The sequence below is a fragment of the Enterobacter sp. WP_7_1 genome (assembly GCF_003688535.1).
In the GTDB taxonomy this organism is placed as follows: domain Bacteria; phylum Pseudomonadota; class Gammaproteobacteria; order Enterobacterales; family Enterobacteriaceae; genus Enterobacter; species Enterobacter asburiae.
The window spans coordinates 1056089-1070092 of record NZ_REFK01000001.1 but is presented as its reverse complement, the minus strand read 5'-3'; the positions used below and the strand labels follow the sequence as shown (position 1 = coordinate 1070092).

Annotated in this window: 15 protein-coding genes; 7 read left to right on the top strand and 8 right to left on the bottom strand. The window is 54.9% G+C overall.

Translation table 11 applies throughout. The annotated features are described in order from the left end of the window. Positions 1-41 precede the first annotated feature (41 nt). The 4 genes from tyrS to anmK all read right to left on the bottom strand — a co-directional run bounded on the left by tyrS (position 42) and on the right by anmK (position 3697). The gene (tyrS, locus tag BJ885_RS05335; protein WP_121931339.1) at positions 42-1316 is read right to left on the bottom strand and encodes a tyrosine--tRNA ligase; all 1275 of its coding nucleotides are present in this window, start codon (positions 1314-1316) and stop codon (positions 42-44) included. A 125-nt stretch (positions 1317-1441) separates the two neighbouring features. Next, positions 1442-2098: a pyridoxamine 5'-phosphate oxidase gene (pdxH, locus tag BJ885_RS05330; protein WP_025204349.1), complete on the bottom strand. Its 657-nt coding sequence runs from the start codon at positions 2096-2098 to the stop codon at positions 1442-1444. Between the two features lie 57 nt (positions 2099-2155). Further along, positions 2156-2479 (bottom strand): C-type lysozyme inhibitor, encoded by a 324-nt coding sequence (gene mliC, locus BJ885_RS05325; RefSeq protein ID WP_059346604.1) that lies wholly within the window; start codon positions 2477-2479, stop codon positions 2156-2158. Positions 2480-2572: 93 nt separating this feature from the next. Beyond that, positions 2573-3697, bottom strand: a complete 1125-nt coding sequence (gene anmK, locus BJ885_RS05320; protein ID WP_029740321.1) for an anhydro-N-acetylmuramic acid kinase — start codon at positions 3695-3697, stop codon at positions 2573-2575. A 255-nt stretch (positions 3698-3952) separates the two neighbouring features. On the opposite strand from anmK, the gene slyB reads away from it, so the two are divergent. After that, positions 3953-4420: an outer membrane lipoprotein SlyB gene (gene slyB, locus BJ885_RS05315; RefSeq protein WP_023311367.1), complete on the top strand. Its 468-nt coding sequence runs from the start codon at positions 3953-3955 to the stop codon at positions 4418-4420. Positions 4421-4619: 199 nt separating this feature from the next. Further along, the gene (locus tag BJ885_RS05310; RefSeq protein WP_121931338.1) at positions 4620-5981 is read left to right on the top strand and encodes a GGDEF domain-containing protein; all 1362 of its coding nucleotides are present in this window, start codon (positions 4620-4622) and stop codon (positions 5979-5981) included. Between the two features lie 35 nt (positions 5982-6016). Here BJ885_RS05310 and slyA read toward each other — a convergent pair whose 3' ends face one another. Beyond that, positions 6017-6457, bottom strand: a complete 441-nt coding sequence (slyA, locus tag BJ885_RS05305) for a transcriptional regulator SlyA (RefSeq protein ID WP_121931337.1) — start codon at positions 6455-6457, stop codon at positions 6017-6019. A gap of 186 nt (positions 6458-6643) precedes the next feature. Here slyA and BJ885_RS05300 point away from each other — a divergent pair, with 186 nt between their 5' ends. From BJ885_RS05300 to BJ885_RS05290, 3 genes are read left to right on the top strand one after another with little or no spacing between them, the layout of a single operon-like run. Further along, a complete protein-coding gene (locus tag BJ885_RS05300) occupies positions 6644-6880 on the top strand; it encodes a DUF1656 domain-containing protein (protein ID WP_054829565.1) in 237 nt (78 codons plus the stop codon). A 2-nt stretch (positions 6881-6882) separates the two neighbouring features. Next, entirely contained in the window at positions 6883-7743 is an 861-nt protein-coding gene (locus BJ885_RS05295; protein WP_121931336.1) for an HlyD family secretion protein, read from the top strand. Beyond that, the gene (locus tag BJ885_RS05290; RefSeq protein ID WP_059346599.1) at positions 7743-9776 is read left to right on the top strand and encodes an FUSC family protein; all 2034 of its coding nucleotides are present in this window, start codon (positions 7743-7745) and stop codon (positions 9774-9776) included. The genes BJ885_RS05295 and BJ885_RS05290 overlap by 1 nt, the downstream gene beginning before the upstream one ends. Here BJ885_RS05290 and sodC read toward each other — a convergent pair. From sodC to BJ885_RS05275, 3 genes are all read right to left on the bottom strand, one after another. Further along, a complete protein-coding gene (gene sodC, locus BJ885_RS05285; RefSeq protein ID WP_045887807.1) occupies positions 9755-10273 on the bottom strand; it encodes a superoxide dismutase [Cu-Zn] SodC in 519 nt (172 codons plus the stop codon). The genes BJ885_RS05290 and sodC overlap by 22 nt on opposite strands. A gap of 81 nt (positions 10274-10354) precedes the next feature. Next, positions 10355-11251, bottom strand: coding sequence for an aldo/keto reductase family oxidoreductase (locus tag BJ885_RS05280; RefSeq protein ID WP_121931335.1), 897 nt, complete (start codon positions 11249-11251; stop codon positions 10355-10357). A gap of 48 nt (positions 11252-11299) precedes the next feature. After that, positions 11300-11539 (bottom strand): DUF1289 domain-containing protein, encoded by a 240-nt coding sequence (locus tag BJ885_RS05275; RefSeq protein WP_008500587.1) that lies wholly within the window; start codon positions 11537-11539, stop codon positions 11300-11302. A gap of 149 nt (positions 11540-11688) precedes the next feature. Here BJ885_RS05275 and eptA point away from each other — a divergent pair, with 149 nt between their 5' ends. Both eptA and BJ885_RS05265 read left to right on the top strand, forming a co-directional pair. Then, positions 11689-13314, top strand: a complete 1626-nt coding sequence (gene eptA / locus BJ885_RS05270; protein ID WP_121931334.1) for a phosphoethanolamine transferase EptA — start codon at positions 11689-11691, stop codon at positions 13312-13314. Positions 13315-13355: 41 nt separating this feature from the next. Next, positions 13356-13955: a TetR/AcrR family transcriptional regulator gene (locus tag BJ885_RS05265; protein ID WP_029739798.1), complete on the top strand. Its 600-nt coding sequence runs from the start codon at positions 13356-13358 to the stop codon at positions 13953-13955. Positions 13956-14004: the final 49 nt, after the last annotated feature.

Sequence of the window (14004 nt, the reverse complement as noted above, 5' to 3'; positions counted from 1 at the left end):
ACAAAAGGGGCGTGGTTTCCCACGCCCCTGGAGACTGTTATTTATTTCCAGCAGACAAGGCAGTAGTTTTTCTTACCGCGACGCAGCAGCGTGTAGCGACCATACAGACGGTCACCGTCAACGAAGGTGTATTCCGGGTCGGCCTGTTTCTCACCGTTGATGGTGATAGCGTTAGAGGCGATAGTTTTACGCGCCTGACCGCGCGAAGGCTGGAGCTCAGAGTCCACCAGCGCCTGCATCAGGTCAGCCCCTTTTTCCATCTCAACCATCGGCACGCCGTCCTGCGCCAGCTGTTCGAAGTCCGCTTCGCTCAGATCGCTCAGGGTACCGTTGAACAGGCTTGCGGTAATGCGTTTTGCCGCAGCCAGACCTTCTTCACCGTGAACCAGTTTGGTCACTTCGTCCGCCAGCACGTACTGGGCGCGCGGCGCTTTACCGCTGTTCTTGTCTTCTTCTTCCAGCGCGTTGATCTCTTCGATGTCCATAAAGGTGAAGAACTTCAGGAAGCGGTAAACATCGGCATCCGCCGTGTTGATCCAGAACTGGTAGAACTTGTACGGGCTGGTTTTCTTCGGTTCGAGCCATACCGCGCCGCCTTCGGTTTTACCAAATTTGGTGCCGTCTGCTTTGGTGATCAGCGGAACGGTCAGGCCGAAGACCTGGTTCTGGTGCAGACGACGGGTCAGGTCGATACCGGAGGTGATGTTACCCCACTGATCGGAACCGCCAATCTGCAGGGAAACGCCGTGCAGCTTGTTCAGGCAGGCAAAGTCATAACCCTGCAGCAGGTTGTAGGAGAACTCGGTAAAGGAGATACCCTGGTCGTCACGGTTCAGACGCTGCTTCACGGCCTCTTTGTTAATCATCTGGTTAACAGAGAAGTGCTTGCCGATGTCGCGCAGGAAGGTCAGCACGTTCATGCTGCCAAACCAGTCGTAGTTGTTCGCGGCAATGGCAGAGTTATCACCACAGTTGAAGTCGAGGAACGGTGCAACCTGTTTGCGGATCTTATCCACCCACTCCTGCACGGTATCTTCGGTATTCAGTTTACGCTCAGCGGCTTTAAAGCTTGGGTCACCAATCAGACCGGTCGCGCCGCCCACCAGCGCAACAGGCTTATGGCCCGCCATCTGGAAGCGTTTCAGGCATAACAATGGAACAAGATGCCCCAAATGCAAGCTGTCAGCGGTGGGGTCGAAGCCGCAATAGAGCGCGATCGGGCCTTGCGCCAGTCGCTCTGCTAACGCTTCCTCGTCCGTCACCTGGGCCACGAGGCCCCGCTCTTGCAATTGTTTAATCAAGTTACTGCTTGCCATCAAATTCTCCATGTATAAACGACTGCACCTTTGCCGGTACACGACTTTTCGCCTGATGCGAAAGGACCATAGAATAAAGCGCAAGCGCGGTGTGCGCTAGCGCTTAAATCAACAAATTTCGGGGATTACGGTGCCAGTCTGTCGATTTTCCAGCCGCCATTCTCGCGCTGGTATAAAAAGCGGTCGTGCAGGCGATGTTCGCCCCCCTGCCAGAACTCCATCTGCTCAATGGGGATGCGGAACCCGCCCCAGAAACTTGGCAGAGGAACTTCACCCTGCTGGAACTTCTGTTTCAGCTCCAGGAATTTACTTTCCAGCACGCCGCGGGCAGAAATTCGGCTGGACTGTTTTGATACCCAGGCGCCAATCTGGCTGTCGCGCGGACGGCTGTGGAAATACTTCACCACTTCCAGCGTCGAGAGACGTTCCGCCTTGCCGGTGACCATTACCTGACGTTCCAGCATGTGCCAGGGGAACAGCAGGCTGATACGCGGATTGTTTTCTAAATGGTGCGCCTTGCGGCTGCCGAGATTGGTATAGAACACCAGCCCTTTCTCGTCATAATGCTTGAGCAATACGATGCGCTGATACGGTTGACCGTTTTCATCCACCGTCGCGACAACCATGGCCGTTGGATCGGCGAGTTTCGCTTCGCAGGCCTGTTTCAGCCAGCGTTCGAAAAGCACGAGGGGTTCAGCGGGAAGATCCTGGCGACGCAGGCCGCCTTTAGTGTATTCACGGCGCAGATGCGCAATTTGCTGCAGTTCGTCGTTATCTGACATGGCGTTAGCTGACATTGAGAGTGGGTGGCGCTATTGTGCGCCGCCCCTGTAAAAATCTCAACGCTTCGGATTTTCGAGCTGGCAATTGTTCAGCACAATGCGGTCGCGTTTGTAGACCGTGGCGCTTTCGCCTTTTGACCAGAAGACGTAGATACCGTCGGTATAACGCGCGCCGGAAGCCGACATGCCCTGCTTCAGCGTCAGCAATTTATTGTCGTAAACAAAGCTGGCTTCCTGGCGTGGGTTATTCAGCTTCACGGTCAGCGGTTTTTCGTCGCAGCGATACTCCAGCGTATCGGTCTGCATGCGTTCAAGGAGCTGGTTATAGACGCTGCATCCTGACAGCAATAAAGGCGCGGCAATAAGAAGAAGTTTTTTCATGGGCGTATTCCGAAGACTTTCCTGGTCCTGGAGGGCATGGCTGCCCTCCTGTTTCGTTCCATTCTAACGATGATGCGCCGCGCTGAATTTCAGTTAACTCTGATTATGACGAGGATTGGCCGGGAAAATCGCCCCGAGGACGCTCGCTTCACGCGCGCCGGTTACCGACGGCAAGTTGCCCGGCAGTCCGGCAATGGTGCGCCAGGCAAGCCAGGCGAAGGCCAGCGCCTCCATATCATCCCCGCTGATACCGGCCTCATCGGTCGTGGTCACTTCGGTACCCGGCAGTAGCCCCGCAAGACGCGCCATCACCAGCGGGTTGCGGCTTCCTCCGCCGCACACCAGCAGGCGTTCACATCCGCCGCTCAGCAGAACCTGTTCGGAGATCGACACGGCCGTCAGCTCGGCAAGCGTCGCCTGGACATCCTGCGGCGCGAGCGCCGGGAATGGTGCCAGCTGACGCTCAAGCCAGCCCAGGTTGAAGTATTCACGCCCCGTGCTCTTAGGGGCCGGCAGGGTAAAATAAGGGTCGCTTAGCATCGACTGCAGCAGCGGAATAATCACTTTCCCCCCGCTCGCCCACTCGGCGTTTTTATCATACGGTTGTCCGCACTGCCGCCAGATCCAGGCATCCATTAGCATATTGCCCGGGCCGGTATCGTAGCCGCGGACGGGCTGCCCCGGAATGAGCATCGACAGGTTGGCAATCCCGCCAATGTTGAGCACCATCCGCCGCTCTGTTGGGTGCGCCAGTAACGCCTGATGGAACGCGGGTACCAGCGGCGCGCCCTGCCCGCCAAGGGCGATATCGCGACGACGGAAATCGCCTACTACCGTCACGCCCGTCTTCGCCACAATCTGGTTGTTATCGCCGATTTGCAGGGTATGCGGGGCATCTCCGCCGGGCTCATGCCAGACCGTTTGTCCGTGACACCCGATGGCCACCACATCCTGCGGGCGAAGATGTTCTTTTTGCATCAAAGCCTGCACCGCATCCGCAAACAGCGCCCCCAGGCGAACATCAAGCTGTCCAAGCTGGGAGAGGGTTAGCTGCTGCCCCTGACAGATACTCAGAATATCCTCTTTCAGTGAAATGGGGATTGGCCAGGTCAGGCTCGCCTGCTGCGCCACCATGTTTTCGTCAATGGCGGCCAGAACGACATCTACCCCATCCAGACTGGTGCCTGACATCACACCAATGTAGCGACCCGATTTCATGCGCTTTCCTTACGTTGCGTGGGCTAAGGATATCCACTCAACCATAAACGGCGCAGCTTTGCCATCCGGCGATAATATTTTTTAACAATGTCAGACGGGTAACACGGGCGGATCCTGTTTATGTCTCGTTAAGTCAAATTCAAGTACAATTTTCTTATTGTTAGTGCAAAGATATGAACTATGGCCCCTTATGCCATATAATTTAGCCATAACGGATGCCCCCAATCGGGCGTTTTTGGTGAACAGGAGATTCAAATGATTTTACGTGTACTGGGCGTTTCGCTGATTGGTTTAACTCTGGCTGGCTGTGTGAATGACAGTTCACTTTCTGGCGACGTTTACAGCGCTTCTGAAGCGAAACAGGTTCAGAACGTGACTTACGGTACCGTTGTTAACGCACGTCCTGTACAGATCCAGGGTGGTGATGAAAGCAACGTAATGGGTGCAATCGGCGGTGCCGTTCTGGGTGGTTTCCTCGGTAATACCGTCGGTGGCGGTACAGGCCGCTCGCTGGCAACAGCCGCAGGCGCCGTTGCGGGTGGCGTAGCCGGCCAGGGCGTTCAGGGTGCGATGAACAAAACCCAGGGCGTAGAGCTGGAAATTCGTAAAGACGACGGCAGCACGATCATGGTTGTACAGAAACAAGGCAGCACTCGCTTCTCTGCAGGCCAGCGCGTTGTTCTGGCAAGCAACGGAAGTCAGGTGACCGTTTCTCCACGTTAATTAAAAATGGATGTGGTCATCAGGCCACATCCATTTACATTATTTATCACTCCCACAAATACATTTACAAAATACATTCACCTCACCCATTATTAACCACGCCATATATTGTTTCTGCGCAAAGTATTTAGCGTGCTAATTGATTACACTCTCCGCAATACCCTCACCTTAATTCATTATAAAGTCATTAAAACCGTATATGTATGCGAATCATCGTTCTGTAAAGGGTCGTTATATCTCGTTCTGTTTAGGTTGTATTGCTGTTATCGGCATATTACACGCCCTGTTTTCAAAAATTGCCGAATGGGTTCCAACCTTTTCGTCTCACTTGTTCCCTACGCTCACCATTTTTTTACTGGTGTTTGATCTGTTTATTGCCTGCTTTATGGCAATGAAATACTGGTGTGACCGAAAACGGTTGTATCTGGTATCGCTCGCTTTTGCCTTTGCAGGGTCGGCATCGCTGATGGTCGGAACACTGTGCAGCTTTCCCGCCTGGCTGGACCTCTATCAGTTCAACGCGGTGAACTACAACGATGCGATGATCTTCTATATGTTCCGCCATCTCTTAATGGCGGTGCTAATAATCGTTTCGGCAATACTCTATACCACGCGCAATTGTCCCCTTTCGCGGCTGGCGCATATCGCTATTGTGAGCGGCGAGTTTCTCTTTACCGTCTTTGCAGTAGGTTTGGCCTGGATGTATTCCAGTCATTCTTCCTTTTTATCCATTGATCTTGTAGATAATGAAACCCGTGAATTTATGGTTCTCTGGAGCCACTTCATTAATATTGCATTAATTGCACTCTGGGTGGTGACATTAGCCACGCTGATGTTTATTACGCGCATACGCAACTTATTCTGGGTGGGCGGTAATTTTCTGTGCGTCTGCTATATCGTCACGCTCTCAATGCTGTTAGTGGGTGGACATGTTGAAGATGTCTCCTGGTATCGCGCTCGCTTATTTGAAACCGTCGCCACGCTGATGATCATTTTTGTTCTGCTCTACGATGTTTTCAGGCTGTATCGCGACTCTCACGTTAAGTATCAGCAGTCTTACCAGAACTCCATTCGCGACCCGCTGACGCGCCTGTATAACCGCAGTTATTTTTATGAAACGTTAAAGCAGGCGCTGGATATCGCCAAACCCAGCCGTCCGGTTTCCGTCATCGTCAGCGATCTCGATCGCTTCAAGCGTATCAACGACACCTACGGGCATCTTCAGGGCGACAAAGTCCTGCAGTTTGTCGCTAATCTGCTGATGGATTCCGTGCGCCCGCAGGACATCGCGGCCCGTATCGGTGGTGAGGAGTTTGTTCTGCTGCTGGGCAACACCTCATCAGACGCGGCGTACCAGGTGGCGGAACGCATAAGGTTAAATCTCAGCAGCTTCGATAACAGCAGCAGCGGCGGTCAATTACCGGAGCCAATCACCATCAGCATGGGGGTGTTTACGGCAACGTCGCCCGCAATAGCCGCAGAAACCTGTGTGGAAAATGCCGACAAAGCGATGTATGAAGCGAAGGAGACAGGACGTAACCGCGTGGTGGTCTTTAAGTAAAAAAAGGCCTTGCTGCTGCAAGGCCTTGTTGTTTGTCAGTCGCGCGACTGTAGCTCATGGATGTTTTGCTCAAGGCGCCTAATGAGGCTGATGAGCATTTCCAGCTCCGCCGGTGAAACCCCAGACAGAATTTCACCGCGCGTCTTGGTGATCACGGCTTCCATTTCCGTAATGATAGGCGCTGCTTTCTCGGTGAGTTTAATCCGCTTGGCGCGACGATCGCTGGCGCAGGTTTGCCGCGATATCAACCCCTTCTCTTCCAGCTGGTCAAGCGTGCGTACCAGCGACGGTTGCTCAATTCCTATCGCTTTTGCCAGTTGAATTTGCGACTGATCGGGCGGCAGCTGATGAATGTTGTGCAGCGTGACCCAATGCGTCTGTGTGAGTTCCAGAGGTTTCAGGCGATGGTCAATCAGAGCACGCCAGACGCGTACCAACCTTGCCAGATCAGAACCTAATGGCGATTCCAATTTCATCTCCTTATAATTAGCTTGCTAAGTTATTATACTGATTTTAGAATAGTGTGCAGCATTTGTATTGCCAAAACAAATGCAATACTGCATTCATCGAACTTAAAAGTATGACTTACACTGAATTGTGATGCTTCATCATACTAAGACAAGCCAACGCGGCATTCTGTTCACTGCAAAGGATTTCTGCCCGTGACGTTTTTTCATCGCTCAGAGGGTTTACCCCTTCAGGACCTGATCTTCGGTGCGTCAGTCTACTTTCCTCCTCTGTTTAAGGCCGTTCTGGTGGGCTTTATCCTCTGGCTCATCGCGCATCGTCTGCTTCGCGACTGGATGTACTCCGGCGAAATCTGGCATCCCATGCTGATGGATCTTTCCCTTTTTGCCCTTTCCGTATGCCTGGGCCTTGTCGTTTTGACTGCGTGGTGAATATGTCCCTGAAAACGCTAAAATACTTTTCCACCCTGTTTGTCCTTGCCCTCGCGCTGGTGGCGGGCTGGTGGATGTGGAATTTTTATATGCAGTCGCCCTGGACGCGTGACGGCAAAGTTCGTGCTGAACAGGTCAGCATCACCCCTCAGGTGTCGGGAAGCATCACGACGCTGTTGGTTAAGGATAACCAGTTCGTCAAAAAGGGAGATGTTTTATTCCGAATTGACGACACCCCGTACCACATTGCGATTCTGAACGCCCAGGCGCAGCTGGCGAAAGCCCAGTCGGATCTGGCAAAGGCAAACAACGAGGCCAATCGCCGCCGTCACCTGTCGCAAAACTACATCTCAGCGGAAGATTTAGACACCGCAAACATCAATGTGAAGGCCATGCAGGCGAACGTCAACGTGGCGGAGGCGACGCTGAAGCAGGCGCAGTGGCAACTGACCCAAACCGTGATTACGGCACCTGTTGATGGATGGGTGACCAACCTCTCGGCCCGCGTGGGGAATTATGCCACCACGGGACAACCGATATTCGCCCTCGTCGACAGCCACTCCTTCTACGTAGTGGGCTATTTCGAAGAGACCAAGCTTCGACATATTCGCGAGGGTTCGCCAGCCGCAATAACGCTTTACAGCGGCTCGCAGAAGTTACAGGGTCACGTATCTAGCATTGGCCGCGCCATTTACGATCAAAGCGTTGAGACGGATTCAGGGCTGGTGCCGGACATAAAGCCGAACGTCCCCTGGGTGCGTCTGGCCCAGCGCGTTCCGGTTCGCGTGGAGTTTGACCATTTACCGCAGGACATTACCCTTGTGTCCGGCACCACCTGCACTGTCTCCATCGGCAACCGGTGATGAAGCTGCAGAGTCTCTCCTGGCAAAACACGCCGTGGATGAAAGCGACGCGTCCCCAGTGGCGCTACGCGCTGCGTAACGGCATTGCCATGTGTCTTGCGCTGACTGTGGCTTATTACCTGAACCTGGATGAGCCCTACTGGGCGATGACGTCTGCGGCGGTGGTCAGTTTTCCGACGGTCGGCGGGGTGATCAGTAAAAGCCTTGGCCGCATCGCAGGCAGCCTGCTGGGCGCCACCGCAGCGCTAATTATCGCCGGCCATACGCTGAACGATCCGTGGCTGTTCCTGCTGAGCATGGCCGCATGGCTGGGGTTCTGTACCTGGGCCTGCGCCCATTTTACCAATAACGTCGCCTACGCATTCCAGCTGGCGGGCTATACCGCCGCCATTATCGCCTTTCCGGTGGTTAACGTGCTCGACACCACCGAGCTGTGGGATATCGCGCAGGCGCGCGTCTGCGAAGTGATTGTCGGGATCCTCAGCGGCGGCTTCATGATGATGATCCTCCCCAGCACATCCGACGGCACCGCGCTCATCACCGCGCTGAAAACCATGCATACCCGGTTACTGGAACACGCGAGTCTGCTGTGGCAACCGGATACCAGCGACGATATCCGCCTCGCGCATGAAAAGGTTATCGGACAGATCCTGACGATGAATCTGTTGCGCATTCAGGCGTTCTGGAGCCACTACCGCTTTCGCCGCCAGAACACCCTGCTTAACTATCTGCTGCACCAGCAGCTGCGCATGACCAGCGCCATCTCCAGCCTGCGCCGGATGCTGCTCAACTGGCCGACGCCGCCTGAAAATACCCGAGCCGTGATTGAAACGCTGCTCGCGGCTCTTGCGCGCCCGGATGCGGACATTTACACCGTAGCGCGGATTATCGCTCCGCTCGCCCCGGTTGATGAGTACGACTACCGCCATCGCGCCTTCTGGCAGCGCCTGAATTACTTTTGCCGTCTGTACCTGCGCAGCAGCCGCTGGATTACGGCCGTCGAAAACGCGACCCCATTAACGGAGTTCAACGTCCCCGGCAGCCCGGCACTTGCGCGCCATACCGACTATCTTGAAGCGCTGTGGGGCGGTTTTCGCACCTTCTGCGCGCTGATGCTGGTGGGGGCGTGGAGCATTACCACGCAGTGGGAGTCCGGTACGGCGGCCCTGACGCTTGCCGCCATCAGCTGCGTGCTTTATTCCGTCGCGGCCTCGCCGTTCAACTCGCTTACGCTCCTGCTGCGCACGCTGGTGCTGTTGTCGCTTTTCAGCTTCGTGGTGAAGTTTGGCCTGATGGTGCAGATAAGCGATCTGTGGCAGTTCCTGCTTTTCCTGTTTCCCCTGTTAACCACCATGCAGCTTCTGAAGCTGCAAATGCCTAAGCTGGCGGGCCTCTGGGGACAGCTGATTGTCTTTATGGGCTCGTTTATCTCCGTGACGAATCCACCGGTTTATGATTACGCCGATTTTCTCAATGATAACCTGGCAAAGATCCTTGGCGTGGGGCTGGCGTGGCTGGCTTTTGCGGTGTTACGTCCCGGCTCCGATGCACGCAAGAGCCGCAGGCATATTCGGGAGTTACGCAGAGGGTTTGTCGACCAGCTCAGCCGTAAACCGCACCTGGGTGAAAACGAGTATGAATCGCTGGTCTATCATCACGTCAGTCAGCTGAATAACAGCCAGGACGCGCTGTCCCGGCGCTGGCTGCTGCGCTGGGGCGTGGTGCTGTTGAACTGCTCGCACGTGGTCTGGCAGCTTCGCGCGTGGGAAACGCGTTCCGATCCGCTGTCGCAGGTTCGTGATGTTTGCATCTCCCTGCTGCGCGATGTAATGAGCGAGCGCGGTGTCCAGCAGCGGCCGCTCGAAGCCACGCTGAATGAACTGCAGCGGATCTGCGATACGCTGGCACAGCATCATCTGCCCGCAGCCCGTGATTTGGCCTCGATAATCTGGCGCCTGCACTGCTCGCTCTCGCAGCTGGAACAGGCACCGCCACCGGGAACGATTGGGGATCAGATCACGCCGCACGCATAGCGTGCCCCGCCGCCGCCAAGCGGTTTAGGCCGATCGGACATATTGTCGCCGCCGACATGGATCATCAGCGCTTTGCCTTTCACCTCATCCAGCTTTTTCAGTCGCGGCGCGACAACGGGATCGGTGGCTTTACCGTCGTTATTCACCACCAGCACTGGCAGATCGCCTAAATGCCCCATTCCATCCGGGCCTTCATGCTTGCCGGAATGCTGCGGATCGAGGTGACCCCCTGCCGCTTCCGCCGCCGACGGTTTGCCCTCTTTTAAAGCGGGCTGACAGCTGCCTTTGGCGTGAACATGGAAACCATGTTCACCGGGAGGGAGGGCTTTGAGGTTGGGTGCAAACTCCAGTCCTTTATCGGTTTCAGTAATTTTCACCGTTCCGATGGACTGACCCACACCCTGAGGGGTGACGAGATTCATTTCCACTTCGTCACTGGCTGCCTGCGCCCCTGCGCAAACAACCAGCGTGACCAGTGCCAGAGCAAAACGCTTCATAATGACCTCCGCGGGTTATTTTTTGCCCCTTAAGTGTATACCAGGGGCAAAGATTTGACCGGAAAGTCACCTTCAGGCGGTTTATGGTACGTCGTAACCCAGCGCGGCCTTACGGATGCGGAACCACTGCTGACGGGTCATCTGCAGCTCTTCAGCGGCCAGCGCAGACCGCACGCGTTCAATTTTGCCGGAACCGATAATCGGCAGCGGTTTTGACGGCAGGCGCAGGATCCATGCGTAAACCACCTGTTCGATGCTCTCCGCGTTCAGTTCGCGGGCGATGGTTTCAAGCTCGTTGCGCAGCGCCTGGAATTCATCATCATTAAACAAACGTCCGCCCCCCAGGCAGGACCACGCCATCGGGCGAATGCGCAGCTGCTGCAGCTGATCGAGGGTACCGTCCAGCAGCAGCGGCTGGTGGACCGGGGAGATCTCAACCTGGTTAGTGGCCAGCGTAAACGGCAGGCGCGACTGAAGCAGCGCAAACTGTGCCGGGGTAAAGTTAGACACGCCGAAGTGACGCACTTTCCCACTCTGGTGCAGGTTCAGGAAGGCTTCCGCCACCTCATCGGCATCCATCAGCGGGTCGGGGCGGTGGATTAACAGCAGGTCGATACGATCGGTCGCCAGATTGACCAGCGACTGCTCGGCGCTCTTGATGATATGCGCACTGTCGGTGATGTAATGACCGAGGGCGTGTTCAGGTTTTGCCGTGGTGGCAATCCCACACTTCGTGACGATTTCCATGCGATCGCGCAGGGCCGGAACCAGCTTGAGCGCCTCGCCGAACGCGGCCTCGCACTGGTAGCCACCGTAAATATCCGCATGATCGACCGTGGTGATGCCTAAATCAAGGTGCTCTTCAATAAAGCTCGCCAGCTGGAGGGGGGACATATTCCAGTCCATCAGGCGCCAGTAGCCCATTACAAAACGGGAGAATTCTGGCCCCTGGGGGGCAAGGGTAATTCGCTGAACCATAACATTTTCCTCAAGGACGTAATGTCATGAGTATACGCAATTACCGTGTTAAAAAAGTGAAGGTTGCTGGGGTTCTTCGGTTTCACCCGCTTTGTTTGCGCGTATTTTGCGCAGAAGACGCTGTCGGCAGAGGCGTAACACCTCCTGCTTTTGCGTGTCGCTAAAGTTTTGCCAGTTAAAACGCTCATCGCGGGTACGCATGCACCCGCGGCAATATCCGCGTTCATCGACCTGACAAATACCCCGGCACGGGCTCTGGATGGGGAAAAACTCCAGCTGCTCTGCCACACTCACCTCCCGAAAGCACCTCTCACCTACAGTGAAGACGTTAATCGCGCCACGTGCAAGGCCTATATCACAGATTTGTGGCATTAAGGTTTCACTAATCTTCCCTCTCTATACTCGGCCCATCATGACAATAACGGGTTTACCGATCGATGTGGTTAATCAAAAAGTTACAATGTAACGACATTAAATTTACTCTGGGCTGTGCACTTTTCTTTACTCTGCTGAACGGGCTGTTTATCCAGCGCAGCTGGGCCATTATCGGCCCAGTCCATCTGCACGACTTCCTCTTTGCCGCCTCCGTACCGCTGGTGCTGTTTTGCGGCTGGGTGATTGTCTTTAGCCTGCTTAACATCCCGTATCTCCGCAAGCCGCTGCTGATTGTATTGACGATCGGATGCGCCGCGGCAACCTACTTTATGTACACCTATGGCGCGGTGATCGATCAGAACATGATTGTAAACGTGTTCGAAACCAACTCTCAGGAAGCGACCGCCCTGGTGACCCCGCAGATGATTCTGTGGATTGTTATAGCCGGCCTCGTTCCCTCCGTGGTGCTGGCGTTGACCCGGATTCGTACCGGAAAATGGTGGTACGCGCTGCTGACGCGCGTTGCCGCGATGCTCGGTGCTCTGCTGGTGATTATTCTCATTGCCGCGCTGTTTTATAAAGATTACGCGTCGCTGTTCCGCAATAACAAAAGCATCGTCAAAATGGTCACCCCGGCGAACTATGTCAGCGCCGTGGTGAAGTACAGCAAGATGCGCTGGTTTGCCGGCGATCAAACGCTGGTGCGCATTGGTGAAGCTGCCCATAAAGGGTCACTGATTATCGGTCAACAAAAGAAAACCGTTCTGGTGCTTGTCGTCGGCGAAGCCTCGCGCGCGGCAAACTACTCCCTGAACGGTTACGAACGCGAAACCAACCCGGAGCTGAAAAAGCAGGACGTGATTAACTTCCCGCAGGCCTCCTCGTGTGGTACCGAAACCGCGGTTTCCGTTCCCTGCATGTTCTCCGGCATGACGCGCAGCAAATACGATGCCGACCTGGCTCACCATCGCGAGGGACTACTCGACGTGCTCAAGCATGCGGGTATCAACCTGCTGTGGCGCGACAACGACGGCGGCTGTAAAGGCGCCTGCGATCGCGTGCCCCATACCGACATGACGCAGTGGCAGCTGGATCAGTTCTGCAAAGACAAATCCTGCATTGACGACGTGAACTTCTATCGTCTGGACAACGTGCTGGATGGCGTGAAGCAAGATACGGTGCTGGTTATCCACCTGATGGGGAGCCACGGTCCGGCATACTATCGCCGTTACCCGGACAACTTCCGTAAATTCACCCCAACCTGCGACACCAATGAGATTCAGGATTGCGATCATCAGGCGCTGATAAATACCTATGACAACACCATCCTCTATACCGACAGCATGGTCAGCAAAACCATCGATGCGCTGAAAGCGCGCCAGTCGAGCATGAACACCGCCCTGATTTATCTTTCAGATCACGGTGAATCGCTGGGTGAAAGCGGTATTTATCTGCACGGTACGCCGTACATGCTGGCGCCGGAGCAGCAAACGCATATTCCGTTTATGTTCTGGCTGTCACCGGATTACGCGAAAAACTTTGGCATCAACGAACAGTGTTTGCGCGACCATGCAGCAAAAAATGCGGTTTCCCAGGACAATTTATTCTCAACCGTATTGGGTATGATGGACGTGAAATCAACGGTTTATCAACCGCAGCTGGATATACTGAGCGCATGTCGCCCGTAAACTCGCTTGCATTAGACCGAACGGTCTATTAGAGTGCGGCCATGAGCAGAAATACTGAACACGATACCCGCGAACATTTACTGGCAACCGGCGAGCGACTTTGCATGCATCGCGGGTTTACCGGTATGGGGTTGAGCGAGCTGTTAAAAACCGCTGAGGTACCGAAGGGGTCGTTTTATCACTACTTCCGGTCCAAAGAGGCTTTTGGCGTAGCGATGCTGGAGCGTCATTATGCTGGCTACCATCAGCGTCTGGCGACCCACTTTGCTTCAGGTGAAGGTAACTACCGGGATCGTGTTCTGAACTACTATCAGGAAACGCTGAACCAGTTCTGTCAGCAGGGCATTATCAGCGGATGCCTGACCGTTAAGCTGTCTGCAGAAGTGTGCGATCTTTCTGAAGATATGCGCACGGCGATGGATAAAGGTGCCCGCGGCGTTATCGCCCTCCTGGCCCAGGCGCTGGAGAAAGGCCGCGATGAAAAAACGCTGGCCTTTTCCGGCGAGCCGCTAACCCAGGCGCAGGTGTTATATGCGCTCTGGCTAGGCGCTAACCTGCAGGCAAAAATTTCGCGCAGTGCCGTGCCGCTGGAAAGCGCGCTGGCACATGTGAAAAACAGCATTACTGCGCCTGGCATTTAACAGGCGTTTTTATTTACCCAACTACTAGTCGACTGGTCTACTCAGGAGT

Excerpts from the sequence above, each read along its gene's own strand:
- tyrS (WP_121931339.1), bottom strand. The coding sequence starts at position 1,316 with ATGGCAAGCAGTAACTTGATTAAACAATTGCAAGAGCGGGGCCTCGTG.
- pdxH (WP_025204349.1), bottom strand. The coding sequence starts at position 2,098 with ATGTCAGATAACGACGAACTGCAGCAAATTGCGCATCTGCGCCGTGAA.
- mliC (WP_059346604.1), bottom strand. The coding sequence starts at position 2,479 with ATGAAAAAACTTCTTCTTATTGCCGCGCCTTTATTGCTGTCAGGATGC.
- anmK (WP_029740321.1), bottom strand. The coding sequence starts at position 3,697 with ATGAAATCGGGTCGCTACATTGGTGTGATGTCAGGCACCAGTCTGGAT.
- slyB (WP_023311367.1), top strand. The coding sequence starts at position 3,953 with ATGATTTTACGTGTACTGGGCGTTTCGCTGATTGGTTTAACTCTGGCT.
- BJ885_RS05310 (WP_121931338.1), top strand. The coding sequence starts at position 4,620 with ATGTATGCGAATCATCGTTCTGTAAAGGGTCGTTATATCTCGTTCTGT.
- slyA (WP_121931337.1), bottom strand. The coding sequence starts at position 6,457 with ATGAAATTGGAATCGCCATTAGGTTCTGATCTGGCAAGGTTGGTACGC.
- BJ885_RS05295 (WP_121931336.1), top strand. The coding sequence starts at position 6,883 with ATGTCCCTGAAAACGCTAAAATACTTTTCCACCCTGTTTGTCCTTGCC.
- BJ885_RS05290 (WP_059346599.1), top strand. The coding sequence starts at position 7,743 with ATGAAGCTGCAGAGTCTCTCCTGGCAAAACACGCCGTGGATGAAAGCG.
- sodC (WP_045887807.1), bottom strand. The coding sequence starts at position 10,273 with ATGAAGCGTTTTGCTCTGGCACTGGTCACGCTGGTTGTTTGCGCAGGG.
- BJ885_RS05280 (WP_121931335.1), bottom strand. The coding sequence starts at position 11,251 with ATGGTTCAGCGAATTACCCTTGCCCCCCAGGGGCCAGAATTCTCCCGT.
- eptA (WP_121931334.1), top strand. The coding sequence starts at position 11,689 with ATGTGGTTAATCAAAAAGTTACAATGTAACGACATTAAATTTACTCTG.
- BJ885_RS05265 (WP_029739798.1), top strand. The coding sequence starts at position 13,356 with ATGAGCAGAAATACTGAACACGATACCCGCGAACATTTACTGGCAACC.